General features: G+C 72.5%; 11 protein-coding genes and 2 tRNA genes. 5 read left to right on the top strand and 8 right to left on the bottom strand.

The annotated features are described in order from the left end of the window. The first annotated feature begins 111 nt into the window (after nucleotides 1-111). The 3 genes from ACFYOB_RS28950 to ACFYOB_RS28940 all read left to right on the top strand — a co-directional run bounded on the left by ACFYOB_RS28950 (nucleotide 112) and on the right by ACFYOB_RS28940 (nucleotide 4,574). Nucleotides 112-2,307 carry an elongation factor G-like protein EF-G2 gene (locus ACFYOB_RS28950; RefSeq protein WP_388564403.1) on the top strand — a complete coding sequence of 732 codons (2,196 nt, stop codon included), beginning with the start codon at nucleotides 112-114 and terminating at the stop codon, nucleotides 2,305-2,307. A gap of 141 nt (nucleotides 2,308-2,448) precedes the next feature. Then, entirely contained in the window at nucleotides 2,449-4,116 is a 1,668-nt protein-coding gene (locus tag ACFYOB_RS28945) for a hypothetical protein (RefSeq protein ID WP_388564400.1), read from the top strand. Between the two features lie 56 nt (nucleotides 4,117-4,172). Further along, entirely contained in the window at nucleotides 4,173-4,574 is a 402-nt protein-coding gene (locus ACFYOB_RS28940; protein ID WP_388564398.1) for a DUF1992 domain-containing protein, read from the top strand. Nucleotides 4,575-4,576: 2 nt separating this feature from the next. Here ACFYOB_RS28940 and ACFYOB_RS28935 read toward each other — a convergent pair whose 3' ends face one another. The 4 genes from ACFYOB_RS28935 to ACFYOB_RS28920 all read right to left on the bottom strand — a co-directional run bounded on the left by ACFYOB_RS28935 (nucleotide 4,577) and on the right by ACFYOB_RS28920 (nucleotide 9,147). Then, nucleotides 4,577-5,137, bottom strand: coding sequence for an HIT family protein (locus ACFYOB_RS28935; RefSeq protein WP_388564395.1), 561 nt, complete (start codon nucleotides 5,135-5,137; stop codon nucleotides 4,577-4,579). 70 nt (nucleotides 5,138-5,207) lie between these two features. After that, nucleotides 5,208-7,184 carry a threonine--tRNA ligase gene (gene thrS / locus ACFYOB_RS28930; RefSeq protein ID WP_388564393.1) on the bottom strand — a complete coding sequence of 659 codons (1,977 nt, stop codon included), beginning with the start codon at nucleotides 7,182-7,184 and terminating at the stop codon, nucleotides 5,208-5,210. Between the two features lie 155 nt (nucleotides 7,185-7,339). Further along, nucleotides 7,340-8,545, bottom strand: a complete 1,206-nt coding sequence (locus ACFYOB_RS28925) for a hypothetical protein (RefSeq protein WP_388564391.1) — start codon at nucleotides 8,543-8,545, stop codon at nucleotides 7,340-7,342. Beyond that, on the bottom strand, nucleotides 8,545-9,147 hold the full coding sequence (locus ACFYOB_RS28920) for a DUF4365 domain-containing protein (RefSeq protein WP_388564388.1): 603 nt from the start codon (nucleotides 9,145-9,147) through the stop codon (nucleotides 8,545-8,547). The genes ACFYOB_RS28925 and ACFYOB_RS28920 overlap by 1 nt, the downstream gene beginning before the upstream one ends. Nucleotides 9,148-9,370: 223 nt before the next feature. On the opposite strand from ACFYOB_RS28920, the gene ACFYOB_RS28915 reads away from it, so the two are divergent. Then, complete coding sequence (locus ACFYOB_RS28915) at nucleotides 9,371-10,096, top strand: 3'-5' exonuclease (RefSeq protein ID WP_388564385.1); 726 nt, start codon at nucleotides 9,371-9,373, stop codon at nucleotides 10,094-10,096. A 58-nt stretch (nucleotides 10,097-10,154) separates the two neighbouring features. Here ACFYOB_RS28915 and ACFYOB_RS28910 read toward each other — a convergent pair. Together ACFYOB_RS28910 and ACFYOB_RS28905 are read right to left on the bottom strand one after the other, a co-directional pair. Beyond that, a tRNA-Val gene (locus tag ACFYOB_RS28910) sits at nucleotides 10,155-10,226 on the bottom strand. A gap of 38 nt (nucleotides 10,227-10,264) precedes the next feature. Further along, nucleotides 10,265-10,753: an SRPBCC family protein gene (locus tag ACFYOB_RS28905; RefSeq protein WP_388564382.1), complete on the bottom strand. Its 489-nt coding sequence runs from the start codon at nucleotides 10,751-10,753 to the stop codon at nucleotides 10,265-10,267. 114 nt (nucleotides 10,754-10,867) lie between these two features. On the opposite strand from ACFYOB_RS28905, the gene ACFYOB_RS28900 reads away from it, so the two are divergent. Continuing rightward, on the top strand, nucleotides 10,868-13,213 hold the full coding sequence (locus ACFYOB_RS28900) for an SCO7613 C-terminal domain-containing membrane protein (protein WP_388564379.1): 2,346 nt from the start codon (nucleotides 10,868-10,870) through the stop codon (nucleotides 13,211-13,213). Between the two features lie 76 nt (nucleotides 13,214-13,289). Here ACFYOB_RS28900 and ACFYOB_RS28895 read toward each other — a convergent pair. Continuing rightward, nucleotides 13,290-13,361, bottom strand: a tRNA-Val gene (locus tag ACFYOB_RS28895). A 57-nt stretch (nucleotides 13,362-13,418) separates the two neighbouring features. Further along, the gene (locus tag ACFYOB_RS28890) at nucleotides 13,419-13,895 is read right to left on the bottom strand and encodes a TIGR02611 family protein (protein WP_388564377.1); all 477 of its coding nucleotides are present in this window, start codon (nucleotides 13,893-13,895) and stop codon (nucleotides 13,419-13,421) included. Nucleotides 13,896-14,054: the final 159 nt, after the last annotated feature.

Below are 14,054 nucleotides of genomic sequence, written 5' to 3'. Positions count from 1 at the left end.
ACGGACCTGCTCCCGTACCCCCCTGGTACGACGTATGGACGCGGTGTGACAGCAGTGCAAAGCTCGAAGAACCCCGTTTCTTCCTCCGTACCATCGGGAGGCACGAGCATCATGGGAGCCACATCACACCAAGCCGGAGCCGCCGGCAGGGCACTGACGGCCGACCGCCCCTCTTCCGTACGGAACGTCGTGCTGGTCGGCCACAGCGGATCCGGCAAGACCACGCTGGTCGAAGCCCTCGCCCTGACAGCCGGAGCGGTCAACCGGGCGGGCCGGGTCGAGGACGGCGCCACCGTCTCCGACTACGACGAGATCGAGCACCGCCGACAACGCTCCGTCCAGCTGTCCCTCGTCCCCGTCGAATGGGGCGGAATCAAGATCAACATCCTGGACACCCCCGGATACGCCGACTTCGTCGGAGAACTCAGGGCCGGTCTGCGCGCCGCGGACGCGGCCCTTTTCGTCGTCTCGGCCTCGGACGGGATCGACGGAGCCACCCGCATGGTCTGGGACGAGTGCGAGGCCGTCGGCATGCCCCGCGCCATCGTCGTCACGCACCTGGAGGCCGCCCGCGCCGACTACGCCCAGATGACCGACGTCTGCGGCCAGATCTTCGGGGCCGACGACCCGGACGCCGTCATCCCGCTCTACCTCCCCCTGCACGGCCCCGCGGGCCCCGACGGGCACGCCCCGGTCACCGGCCTCCTCGGCCTGCTCTCCCAGCGCGTCTACGACTACGCCTCCGGCGAGCGCGCCGAACGCGATCCGGATCCCGCCGAGGTCGAGCTCATCTCCGGCGCCCGGTCCCGCCTCATCGAGGGGATCATCGCCGAGAGCGAGGACGAGAGCCTCATGGACCGCTACCTCGGCGGCGAGGACATCGACATCAAGACCCTGGTCGACGACCTGGAGCGCGCGGTCGCCCGCGGCACCTTCCACCCCGTCCTGATGGCCGCCCCGGCCACCGACGGCGCCAAGCAGGGCCTCGGCACCGTGGAACTCCTCGAACTGATCACCGGCGGCTTCCCCACCCCCCTGGAACGCGGCCCCGTCACCGTCACCACCCCCGACGGCGCCGACCGCCCCGCCGTCACCTGCGATCCCGACGGCCCCCTCCTCGCCGAGGTCGTCAAGACCTCCTCCGACCCCTACGTCGGCCGCGTCTCGCTCGTCCGCGTCTTCTCCGGCACCCTGCGCCCCGAGCAGACCGTCCACGTCAGCGGGCACGGCCTCACCGACCGGGGCCACGAGGACCACGACGTCGACGAACGGATCGGCACTCTGACCTCGCCCTTCGGCAAACAGCAGCGCATCCTGGACCGGGGCATCGCCGGCGACCTCGCCTGCGTGGCCAAACTCACCCGCGCCGAGACCGGTGACACCCTCTCCGCCAAGGACGATCCGCTCCTCATGGAGCCCTGGGCCATGCCCGACCCCCTCCTCCCCCTCGCGATCGAGGCCCACAGCAAGGCCGACGAGGACAAGCTCTCGCACGGCCTGGCCCGCCTCGTCGCCGAGGACCCCACCATGCGGCTGGAGCAGAACCCGCACACCCATCAGGTCGTCCTGTGGTGCCTCGGCGAGGCCCACCAGGACGTCGCGCTGGAGCGGCTGCGCAACCGCTACGGCGTCCAGGTCGACGCAGTGCCCCACAAGGTGAGCCTGCGCGAGACCTTCGGCGCCAAGGCGGCCGGGCGCGGCCGGCACGTCAAACAGTCCGGCGGCCACGGTCAGTTCGCGATCTGCGAGATCGAGGTCGAGCCGCTCCCGCCCGGCAGCGGCATCGAGTTCGTCGACAAGGTCGTCGGCGGCGCGGTGCCCCGCCAGTTCATCCCGTCCGTGGAGAAGGGCGTACGCACCCAGGCGGCGCGCGGGGTCTCGGCCGGCTATCCGCTGGTCGACGTGCGCGTCACCCTCCTCGACGGCAAGGCGCACTCGGTGGACTCCTCCGACGCCGCCTTCCAGACCGCAGGCGCGCTGGCCCTGCGCGAGGCCGCCGCCGAGGCCCGCATCGAGCTCCTCGAACCGGTCGCGGAGCTCGCCGTCGTCGTCCCGGACGAGTACGTAGGCCAGGTCATGAGCGACCTCGCGGGCCGTCGCGGCCGCGTCGTCGGCACCGAGCAGGCGGGCTCCGGGCGCACCCGGATCCGCGCCGAGATCCCCGAGATCGAGATCGGTCGCTACGCCGTCGAGCTGCGCTCCGTCTCGCACGGCACGGGCCGCTTCGCCCGGGCGTACGCCCGCCACGAGCCCATGCCGCCTCAGGTCGCGGACAAGGTGCGTGAACAGGCCGAGAAGGGAACCTAATTGACATAGCGTCGGAGACGCCGCCCACCCGACCAGCTTGCGGTGGGCGGCATTTCCCTGTCCCATGACCATGGGGCGAGATGCGTCGATAGGCTCGTCGGCGCACCAAAGGAGCACGAACGCGCAGCGATGGGGGCAGCGGTGGCGGACGACGGATTCGACTTCAGGCCCGGAGCACAGATCCCGCTCCAGGGCGGCGGGGGGCAGACGGCGGCGACCAACGCCCTCGCCTCGGCCGCGTACCGCGACGGCGGAAATGACACGAAGCTGGCAAAGATTCTCGACGCCAACAGCGAGAACCATCCCGCCACGGTCAAGCCCCCGAAGATCTCCCTCTTCGAGCCCAACCTCGGCGAGGCCTTCTGCCGCGCCGTCGAGGCCCGCACCCTCGGCTCCGGCCGGAAGCCGCTCATCCAGTCCTTCGGCGCCGACCCGCAGACCGTCGTGGAGCACTGCCTGGCCGCCTCCCGCATACGCAAGGAGCGCGACGGCAAGCTCCGCCTGATCATGCTCGTCTGCGGTGTCGTGTTCCTCCCCGGCCTGCTGCTGTGGCTGGGTCTGTTCCAGCTCCGCAAGAGCCTGGCCTCCGGGGACAAGAAGCACGCGTCCTGGCTCGGGACCGCGGTCCTGGTCGGCGTCGCCCTCGTGGTCGCGGTGCTGATGTTCAAGCTGCCCTTCACCGGCTTCTTCGGTCTCTACCTCCGCGGCATGATCATCGCCCCGGCCCTGGGCTGGCTGCTCGCCCGCCGGATCTGCGAGACCACCGCCGCCGACCTGCGCGCCCGCTGGGACGGGCTGCTGGCCGGTGACGGGATCGGCGCCAAGATCCCGGAGGCGGTACCCGGGAACCCGGACGAGAAGGCCCGCGAGGACCTGCGCCACCAGCTCGCCAAGCTGACCGCGGAGGACCGCAGCAACCACGTCTTCTACGCGGGCCCCAAGGGCCTGCTCGGCATGGGCACCCGGTGGGGCAGCTGGCAGATGGCCGAAGAGCTCGCCCCCAAGACCGAGGGCGCCGAGATCCACCCCTTCCGCAGCTGGGACGTCGTACGCGCGATCGACACCGAGCTGCGCAAGCTGGAACGCGGCCCCCTGCACACCGGCGGCTTCCCGGCGGCCGCCATCCAGCACTGGATCGTCACCCCGATCGGCGAGGGCGCCGCCGAGGTGGCCCGCCCCACCGGCGAGAACACCGACAACTTCCTGATCAAGCCGCACGAGATCACCCGGATCTGCAACGAGCAGCAGTTCAGCGCGGGCAACCGGCACTACCTGGGCATCCAGTACCCGCTCTGGGACGGCCAGCTCGTCATCAACATGCTGGTCACCGTCACCGTGCTCTACAAGACGCTGCGCGTGGACGTCACCGCGCACGCCCTGGGACCCGTACACGGCCTGTTCACGACGAAGTCCGCGGCCCCGGTGGTGGAGGTGCCCAAGAGCATCCGCTTCTGGGAGACCGTGGAGCGCCCGCTGCCTCTGGTGGACGCCCAGGAGGTCGTACGCCTCGCCGTCCGGGCCCCGCTGAGCTGGTTCCCGCCGGTCCTCGACTTCTTCGGCGGCAAGCTGGTCCTGCCCGAGCCCTTCGGCCTGCGGCACGTGTGGGCCGGCTCGATGTGGCGCCACCGCTTCATGGCGGACGACGCGCTGCGCACCGTGGCACCGGTCCTGCGCGCGGTGCACGCCGCCACCTTCAGGGTGCTGGAGGAGAACGGCGTCGACACCGACCGCTTCACGAACCGCTCCTCGATCATGAGCGGCCTGATCCAGGAGCCGGCGCCGCGCAAGGCGGACGTGTACGACGCGTAGGGACGCGTGGGTAGGCTCGAATGACCGAGGTGACCCGCGAGGCCCGAGGAGGGGCGATGACCGAGCGCAAACCGCCTGGCGTGGACGTCGAGTCCTGGGTGGACCGGCAGATCAGAGAGGCAGCCGACCGCGGCGACTTCGAGAACCTGCCGGGCTGGGGCAAACCCCTGGCCTCGCTCGACGCTCCGTACGACGAGATGTGGTGGATCAAGCAGAAGATGCACCGCGAGGGCTTCTCCGCCCTGCCTCCCGCGCTCGCACTGCGCAAGGAGGCCGAGGACGCGCTGGAGACGGTCCGAGCGGCCCGGACCGAGCGCCAGGTGCGGGCCGTCCTCACGGAGATCAACGAGAAGATCCGGGCGGCACTGCGCATGCCGCCGCCGGGGCCGCCGCTCGGCATCACCGAGTTCGACGTCGAGGACGTCCTGCGGACGTGGCGGGAGACCCGCACGTCCTGATATCAGGCGGTGGGCCAGGAGTCGGCCAGCATCTGGCGGGTGTCCGCGAGGAGCTGGGGCAGCACCTTGGTGTGGCCGACGACCGGCATGAAGTTCGTGTCCCCGCCCCAGCGGGGCACGATGTGCTGGTGCAGGTGCGCGGCGATGCCGGCCCCGGCGGCAGCGCCCTGGTTCATGCCGATGTTGAAGCCGTGCGCCCCGGACGCCTTGCGCAGCGCGATCATCGCCCGCTTCGTGAGATCGGCGAGCTCGGCCGTCTCCGGACCGTCGAGCTCGGTGTAGTCGGCCACGTGCCGGTACGGGACCACCATCAGGTGGCCGCCGTTGTACGGGTAGAGGTTCAGCACGGCGTAGACGTGCTTGCCGCGAGCCACGATCAGCCCGTCCTGGTCGGACATCTCCGGAATCCCGCAGAAGGGACAGCCGTCCCCGGCCTCCGGGCCGGTCGGCTTGTTCTCCCCCTGGATGTAGGCCATCCGGTGGGGCGTCCACAGACGCTGGAACGCGTCCTGCGTGCCCACACCGATCTGCTGCTCCGGCTCAGTCGTCATGGCGGCAAGCATATGACCTTGCCTTCGGATACGAGGAAGGCCCCCGGGAAGTGATCACTTCCCGGGGGCCTTCCGGCGACGATCAGACCTGGACGCGGTCCGCGACGACCTTGGCCAGCTTGGCCAGCGCCTCGTCCTTCGCGATGCCGTTCTCCTGCGAACCGTCGCGGTAGCGGAAGGAGACCGTGCCCGCGGCCATGTCCTCGTCACCGACGATGATCATGAACGGGACCTTGAGCTTCTGGTGGTTGCGGATCTTCTTCTGCATGCGGTCGGAAGAGGCGTCCACCTCGACCCGCAGGCCCTTCTTCTTCGCCTCGGCGGCGAACTCCTGCAGGTACTCGACGTGTCCGTCGCCGATCGGGATGCCGACCGCCTGGACCGGGGCCAGCCACGGCGGCATGGCGCCCGCGTAGTGCTCCAGCAGCACGGCGAAGAACCGCTCGATCGAGCCGAACAGCGCGCGGTGGATCATGACCGGGCGCTGGCGCGAGCCGTCCGGGGCCGTGTACTCCAGGTTGAACCGCTCCGGCAGGTTGAAGTCCAGCTGGACGGTCGACATCTGCCAGGTACGGCCGATGGCGTCCCGCGCCTGCACGGAGATCTTCGGGCCGTAGAAGGCCGCGCCGCCCGGGTCGGGGGTCAGCGGGAGGCCCTGCTTCTCGGCGACCTGCTGGAGGACCGCGGTGGCCTCCTCCCAGACCTCGTCCGAGCCGACGAACTTCTCCGGGTCCTTGGTGGACAGCTCCAGGTAGAAGTCGGTCAGACCGTAGTCGCGCAGCAGGTTCAGCACGAAGGTGAGCGTGCGGTCGAGCTCCTCCGCCATCTGCTCACGGGTGCAGTAGATGTGCGCGTCGTCCTGGGTGAAGCCGCGGGCACGGGTCAGGCCGTGCACGACGCCCGACTTCTCGTACCGGTACACGGTGCCGAACTCGAACAGGCGCAGCGGCAGTTCGCGGTAGGAGCGGCCGCGCGCGTCGAAGATCAGGTTGTGCATCGGGCAGTTCATGGGCTTGAGGTAGTAGTCGGTACCACCGTCGAGCTGCATGGGGGGGTACATGCCCTCCGCGTACCAGTCCAGGTGGCCGCTCTTCTCGAAGAGGGCGCCCTTGGTGGCGTGCGGGGAGTAGACGAACTCGTAGCCCTCCTCCTCGTGCCGACGGCGCGAGTAGTCCTCCATGACCCGGCGGATGATGCCGCCGCGCGGGTGGAAGACGGCGAGGCCGGAGCCGATCTCGTCCGGGATGGAGAAGAGGTCCAGCTCGTTGCCGAGCTTGCGGTGGTCACGCTTCTCGGCCTCGGCGAGGAAGTCGAGGTGCGCCTTCAGCTCCTCCTTCGACGGCCACGCGGTGCCGTAGATGCGCTGGAGCATCGGGTTCTTCTCGCTGCCGCGCCAGTAGGCGGCGGCGTTGCGCATGAGCTTGAAGGCCGGGATGTTGCGGGTGGTGGGCAGGTGGGGACCGCGGCAGAGGTCCTTCCAGCACAGCTCGCCGGTCTTCGCGTCGAGGTTGTCGTAGATGGTCAGCTCGCCGCCGCCCACCTCGACGTTCGCGCCGTCGTCGGTGGACGCGGAGCCCTTGATGCCGATGAGCTCCAGCTTGTACGGCTCGTCGGCGAGCTCCTCGCGGGCCGCCTCGTCGGTGACCACGCGGCGGGAGAAGCGCTGGCCGCGCTTCTGGATCTCCTGCATCTTCTTCTCGATGGCCTTCAGGTCCTCCGGGGTGAAGGGCCGGGCCACGTCGAAGTCGTAGTAGAAGCCGTTCTGGACCGGAGGGCCGATGCCCAGCTTGGCCTCGGGGAAGAGCTCCTGCACGGCCTGCGCCATGACGTGCGCGGTCGAGTGGCGCAGGATGTTGAGGCCGTCCTCGGAGGAGATCTCGACCGGCTCGACGGTCTCGCCGTCCTTCACCTCGTAGCTGAGGTCCTTCAGCTCACCCGCGACGCGCGCGGCGACGATGGTGCGCTCGCCGGCGAAGAGCTCGGCCGCCGTAGTGCCCGTGGCCACCACGCGCTCGTCCCGCTCGGAATCGCGTTGGATGATCACACGGACGTCTGACACCGGTCTCTCCTGACTCAGGGGGTGCGCGGGCGAACGCCGCGCGCCTGAATCGTACCGAGCGGAGTGGCCGCGCCGCTAAACGGTTACCTGGTGGGCCGCGCCCGGTGGGTCTCGCGGGGCCGCCGGGACCGGGCACGGGCTCGGGCCGACCGGGCCTAGTCGTCGGACGGCAGCACGTCCTCGGGGTCGAAGGCCGCGTCCAGGGACTTCATGAGCCGGTCCCGCTCGACCTCGTCCATCGGTACCGGCGTCACGTCCGCCACGTCGGACAGCCGCCGGAAGCCCCCGCGCCGTTGCAGTCGGCCCGTGACCCGGATCGGCAGGCCCACCAGGTGGGCGTGGCCCGCGATGCGGTACGCCTCCTCGTCGAGGGCCGCCCGGACGTACGGGACCTCCGCCCCCGCCAGCACCCGCAGCCGTACGGTCCCCCCTCCCCCGGCGGCCTTGCGCCGCATCCGCACCACGGCCCCGGCGAGCCTGACCGGTACGGCGGGCTCCGCGCGGGTGTAGCGGGCGGCGGCCTCCCGCAGCACTGGCAGGTCGCCCGGGGAGAACTCCACCGGCTCGGGACGGGCCGCGCACCCGGCCGGGACCCCGGCCGCCGGCGCCCAGGCCAGTGCGATCCGGGCCCCCTCCGAGCCCCGGACCAGGGCGATGAGCGCCTCGGCGAGTTCCCGGCTGACCCCGGCGGCCACCGCCGCGTCGAAGGCCTCCATGCCGCCGGTGGCCCGCTGGTAGTCCACCGCCTCGCGGGCCGCGTGCAGGGCGTGGTGCAGCCGGGTCACGGGCCCACGGCCGCCGTCCACGGGGACGTACGCGGTCAGTCGGCGCCCGCCCGGAGAGGGCCCCACCAGCACCCCGTCCAGGGCGCGTTCGGCCTGCGCCTGGTGCCGGGCCCCGTAGTACCCGGCCCGGGCCCGGTCGGCGAGGGCCCCGGCGAGCAGGAGCCGGCGGGCGGCCGAGCGCAGCTGTTCCTGCACGGGCCAGGAGGCCTCGCCCTGGTACCCGTAGGGCCCCTCCGGGATCTCCCGCTCCCAGCGGATCTCGTCGCTGGGCACGCTCAGCCCGAGGAGCACCTCGCCGGCCGAGGGCAGTCCGCCGTGCGCGAGGGCGGTGAGCGCCTCTTCCAACAGGTCCGCGCAGTCGGGGAAGGTGCGGCTCTCCGGGACGAGCAGGCTGGTGCCCGAGCGGCCGGGCGGGGTCCAGCGCCCGTACCGGCCGACGGCCCCGCCGCGCCGCAGCCAGCCGTGGCGGTGCAGCAGCGCGCCGAGCACCGCCGGGTCCACGTGAGCGGGGTCGGGCTCGCCCGGGGCGAACTCCGGGGACGACAGCGGTTCGAGGTGCGACGAGTGCCAGTTCATCAGGGTGTCCCTCCCGACCCGACCCGGGTCATGATCTCGCACAGCGCCCGGTCGTCGAAGATCCGCGTGGTCGGGATCCGTACGGTCGTCCGGCGCCGGCCGGTCACGGGGTGTCCGGCGAGGTTGGTCCAGTAGCAGCAGTGCCGCAGGTCGAGCCGGTCGTGCCCGGCGGCGAGCCACTGGTCGCGCTCGCGCGGGACGAGCATCACCACGAGGATCTTGTGAACTGCGACCGGGGTGCGGGCCAGCTTCACCAGGTGCTCGTTGTCGAGGGTGAAGGCGAAGGTGGGCCCGGCCGGCCGCGGCGGTACCTGGTAGGTCGCCTTCAACTGCACCTTGATGGTGACCTCGTCGTCGACGACGTGCTCGGGGGCTCCGTGGCTGACGTGCCAGTCGATGCCGTTGTCCGGAAAGGGCTGGGAGAGCGAGCAGCCGGCCGCGGCGGCGACGGCGTGCAGGTATCCCACCTGAAGGGTCTCCATACAGGCGGTGGTGGCGAGTGTGCCGCGCAGCGGTCCGGTCCGCGCGTCGCCCGGCGTACCGGTGCGCGGATCGATCTGCCCCGCCAGCACCCCGCCCGGTTCGGGCTGCGCGAGCGCCATGGCCGGCTCCCCATGCCTTCCGGGCTCTGCCGTGGGTGGTGTGTGGGGTGACGACCGGTCATGTGTACGGCCCCCCAAGAGTGTTGTTGCCGCACCCGGGTCGCAGCAAACGGCGTACGCGGCAAACAGCACGGGTATCACCGATGCGGGCGAAGGTGGCGGGTTCTTGAGGCAGCGGTGCCCAAGTGCGCCCCATCTGCCGACCGGGGACGAGGAGTTCGCCATGACACGCTGGTACGAGGGCCCGCTGGCCGCATTCGACACGGAGACCACCGGAGTGGACGTCGAGCAGGACCGGATCGTGTCCGCCGCGCTCATCGTGCAGGAGTGTGCGGGCGGGCGCGTCCGCACCACGCGCTGGCTGGTCAATCCCGGCATCCCGGTGCCCCCGGGTGCCACGGAAGTGCACGGCCTCACCGACGAGCACCTCCAGCGCCACGGGCGCTGGCCGGCGCCGGTGGTGGAGGAGATAGCCCGGGCGCTCGGAGAGCAGCAGCTGGCCGGCCGGCCGGTGGTGGTGATGAACGCGCCGTTCGATCTGACGCTGCTGGACCGGGAGTTGCGCCGGCACCGGGCGTCGTCGCTGGCGCGGTATCTGGACAACCGGCCGCTGACGGTGCTGGATCCGCGGGTGCTGGACAAGCATCTGGACCGGTACCGCAAGGGCCGCCGGACCCTGACGGACCTGTGCGCGCACTACGGGATAGAGCTGGAGGGCGCGCACGACGCGGCGGCGGACGCGCACGCGTCGCTGGAGCTCGTACGGGCGGTGGGGCGCAGGTTCGCGGCCCGGCTGGAGCGGCTGACCCCGGCCGAACTGCACACGCTGCAGCAGGTGTGGCACGCGGCACAGGCGCGGGGGCTGCAGGCGTGGTTCGCGCGCCAGGGAACGCCCGAGGCGGTGGATCCGCACTGGCCGCTGCGGCCGGACCTGTCGACGGCGGCGTGAATTCAGGGCCCTTGCATGCGGAAGGCCGGTCCGTCTGAGACGGACCGGCCTGTCCCGGTGGGCGATACTGGGATCGAACCAGTGACCCCTTCGGTGTGAACGAAGTGCTCTCCCGCTGAGCTAATCGCCCGGGAACGGACTGAACAATACAGAAGCCTTGGGGCTGGTTCAAACCGCTTCCCCCGGGGCGGCCAACCGGGCTGCGAGACCGCGCCGGCCGGCCCGCATCATGAGGGCGTGGTTGAGCCGGAACACCGGCCGCCCGGGCAGCGCGAGGCGCCGCATCAGCGGCAGCCGCACCTCGACCTCCTGCTCGTACAGCGCGCGGGTCCGCGCGCCGCCGGCCCCGCGGCGCGGCCGTACGGTCCACCGCGCCCAGCCGTCGAGGTCACCGGCCAGCGACACCTCCAGGACCCCGCGGGCGGGGTCGCGCACGAGCTCGGAGGCGGTGACGTGCAGCGCGTACGGCAGGACCGAGCGGACGGTCGCGGCGCCGGTGCGGTCGTCGACGGGTTCGACCCGGCGGATCTGGGGCCACCAGTACGGGTACTCCCCCGGCTCCTCCAGCACGGCGTAGACGCGTGCGGGCGGGGCGTCGAGGTCCCACACACTGCGGAAGCGGTAGCGGCTCCATCGGTCCCAGCGACTGCGGTCCATGGATCCAGTCTGGCCCGCCGGGGGTGCGGGCATGCCTGCTTCGCACGTACTCAGCACACATCTGAGTACGCACACCCATGTCCTGACCGCGTGACCGCCGCCACACTCCGGACTATGAACACGCCCCTGCCACCGGCCGAAGAGCTGGCGCTCATCGACCGCGAGCTGGCTCAACTGGACGCGCGGCGGCTGCACTTGCTGGGCCGCCGGGACTGGCTGCTGCGCCTGCTGCACCAGCCCGCGACGGGTCCTGCCGTCTGGGCGGCTCCCGGGCGCGGGCCCGCGCCCGCCACGGAGGCCTCGGCCCCCGGCGCACAGAACGTGCTGCTCGCCCTGGGCGCGGTGCTGCTGGCCGTGGCGGCGCTGGCCTTCACGCTGCTGAGCTGGGGGTCGCTCGGGATCGCCGGGCGTTCGGCGGTGCTGGCCGCGGTGACCGCGGCGGCCCTGGCCGCTCCCGTGCCGCTGCTGCGCCGCGGTCTGGGCTCGACGGCGGAGTCGGTGGCGGCGGTGGGGCTGCTGCTGACCGTGCTGGACGCGTACGCGCTGTACGCGGTCGGCATGCCGGGCACGGACGGCGCCTCGTACACCGCCGGGGCCGCCGCGGTGCTGGCGGCGGTGTGGGCCGGTTACGGCCTGGCCCTGCCGAAGCTGCGGATCGCGCTGCCCGCAGCGGTGCTGGCGGCGCAGTTCCCGCTGCCGCTGGCCGCGCTGGCCGCGCAGGGGGGACCGCTGGAGATCGGCTGGGCGCTGCTGGCGACGGCCGCGCTGGACGCGGCCCTGGCACTGCGGGCCCGGGCGGCGGCCCTCCCGGGGGCGCTGCTGGCGACGGCGGCGCTGCTCATCGCAGCGGCGGACTCCTGGTCGGCGGCCACCGCGGCCGACGCCCTGGCCCCGGCGGGGCTGCTGCTGGCGGGCGCGGCCCTGGGTACGGCTGCGGCGTGGCGGGAGCCGCGCGCCCTGGCCGCCGCGCTCGCGGGCGGGCTCGCCGTGGTGGTGGCGCTGGGCGGTGTGGCGAGGCCGTCGCTGGATCCGGCGTGGGCGGTGGTGGCGCACCTGCTGGTGGCGCTTCCGCTGCTGGCGGCGGTACGGGTGCACGGGCTCCCGGCGGCGGTGCGGCGCGGGCTGGCCTGGGCCGGTGCGGCGGTGGCCGGTCTGGCCGCGCTGGCGGGCTGGTCGGCGGTGGCGCCGACGCTGCTGACCCGGATCCGGGTGCTGGACGAGGTGTGGGCGGTGACGAGCCCGGCCCGGGATCCGTACGGACCGGGGGCGGCGGTCACGGCGACGCTGCTGATCACGGCGGGGGCGGCCTGGTGGCTGTCCCGGACGCTGTCCCGGCCGGAGCCGGCGGTGGCGGCGGTGGCCGCGGCCTGGGCCGGCCTGTTCACGGCCCCTGAGCTGCTGGGCCTCCCGGTGGCGGCGGTGTTCGCCGCGCAGACGGCGGTGACGGGCGCCGCGGGCGTCCTCGCCCTGCGCTCACGGACGCGCGGAGCCGGGATCGCGGCCGCCGCGTGCGCGCTGGCCGGCGGCGTGAACGTGTCCGTGGGCGCGCTGGACGGCCGGGCGGCGACCTTCGCGGTGTGGGGGCTGCTGGGCGCGGGCTGCGTGGCGGGGGCGGCGTACACGCCCGCTCCGCGCCCGGTCCGCTCGGGGGCGGCGGTGTGCGCGGTCGCGTACGCCACGGGGGTGCTGGTGGCGGCGGCCGCGGTGGCGGACCTGGCCGTGGCCTGGTGGTCGCTCCCGGTGCTCGCGGTGCCCGCGGTGGTGGCCGCGCTCGGGCCGCGGCTGGGCTCCGTGCGGGTGCCGTCGGAGATCGCGGCGGCCGTCGCCGGTGCTGCGGCGGTGGCCCTGTCGGCCGGCCGGGCCGGGACGCTGGCGCTGGTCCTGGCACTGGCCGGGGTGATCTGCGCGGGGGCCGCGGTACGGGCGGACCGGCGCGCTGCGGCCGGCTGGGCGGCGGGGGCGCTGTTCGTGGCGGCGACCTGGGTCCGGCTGGCCGACTCCGGGGTCACGGTTCCGGAGGCGTACACGCTGCCGGTCACGGCTCCCGCCCTCGTGGTGGGCCTCCTGCGGCGCCATAGGGACCCGCGGGCGTCCTCCTGGACGGCGTACGGCCCGGGGCTGGCCGCGACCCTGCTGCCGAGCCTGCTGGCCGCCCTGGGGGCCTCCCCGGCCGGTGATGCGCACTGGCTGCGGCCGCTGCTGCTGGGCCTGGCCGCGCTGGCGGTGACCCTGGTGGGCGCCCACCACAGGCTCCAGGCCCCGCTCCTGCTGGGCGGCGCCGTACTCGCGGCGGTGGCGCTGCACGAGCTGGCCCCGTACGTGGTGCAGGTCGCGGGGGCGCTCCCGCGCTGGGTGCCGCCGGCCCTGGCGGGCCTGCTGCTGCTGGCGGTGGGGGCCACGTACGAGAAGCGGCTGCGGGACGCCCGGAGGCTCCGGGACGCCATCAGCCGGCTCGGATGAGCCGCCCGGACGTCCCGGAAGCCGGGAAACGCCAGAGGCCCGGAGACTGTGAAAGTCTCCGGGCCTCTGGTCCGGGTGGGCGATACTGGGTTCGAACCAGTGACCCCTTCGGTGTGAACGAAGTGCTCTCCCACTGAGCTAATCGCCCGGACGCACCGCAAACATTACCGCATGTCAGCGGTGCTCCATGACCAGCACCGGTCGGTCACTGGTCCTTGAGGTTCCAGGGCAGCACGAGCCCGTACTTCCACAGGTAGAAGCCGATCAGCGCACCCGCGATCACGAGGCCCACGCTCGTCAGGATGATGTTGCGGCGGCGGACCTTCGGGTCGAGCGCTTTCTGTGCCGCTTCGGTGACCTTGCGCTTGGTCCAGCGCAGCACGAGGTGGGCCCAGGCGAACTCGGTGGCCCAGATCGCCAGGCCCGCGAAGATCGCCACCCAGCCCGGTCCGGGCAGGACGAGCATGGCGACGCCCGCCGCGATGACGGCGAGGCCGACGACGAAGACGCCGACCTGCCAGCTCAGGTGCAGGCTCCGGTTGGCCTTGATGAAGGCGGGCGCCTTCGACACGTGCGGCGCCTCCGGCGCGGCTTCCTTGCCGGACGCGTCGGAGGCCGCTGTGTCGGCTGCGCTCGCGTCGGCTGCGGACTGATCGGTCTCGCGGTCACTCCCCGTATTCATGGGGACGAATCTACCGGAGCCGGAAGCACACGTGAATGGTGCTTTGGATCCGCCGTACGAGGGACCCAGAGGTCCGCAAAACGGTCAGAGGGGTTTACAACGGCACCGTAGGTGGCATGTCGATTTCGCCGACGTGCGAATCCCCGAGCGCACACTGAG

It is taken from the genome of Streptomyces sp. NPDC006463, from assembly GCF_042870715.1.
In the GTDB taxonomy this organism is placed as follows: domain Bacteria; phylum Actinomycetota; class Actinomycetes; order Streptomycetales; family Streptomycetaceae; genus Streptomyces.
This window is presented reverse-complemented; position numbering and strand designations above follow the sequence as displayed.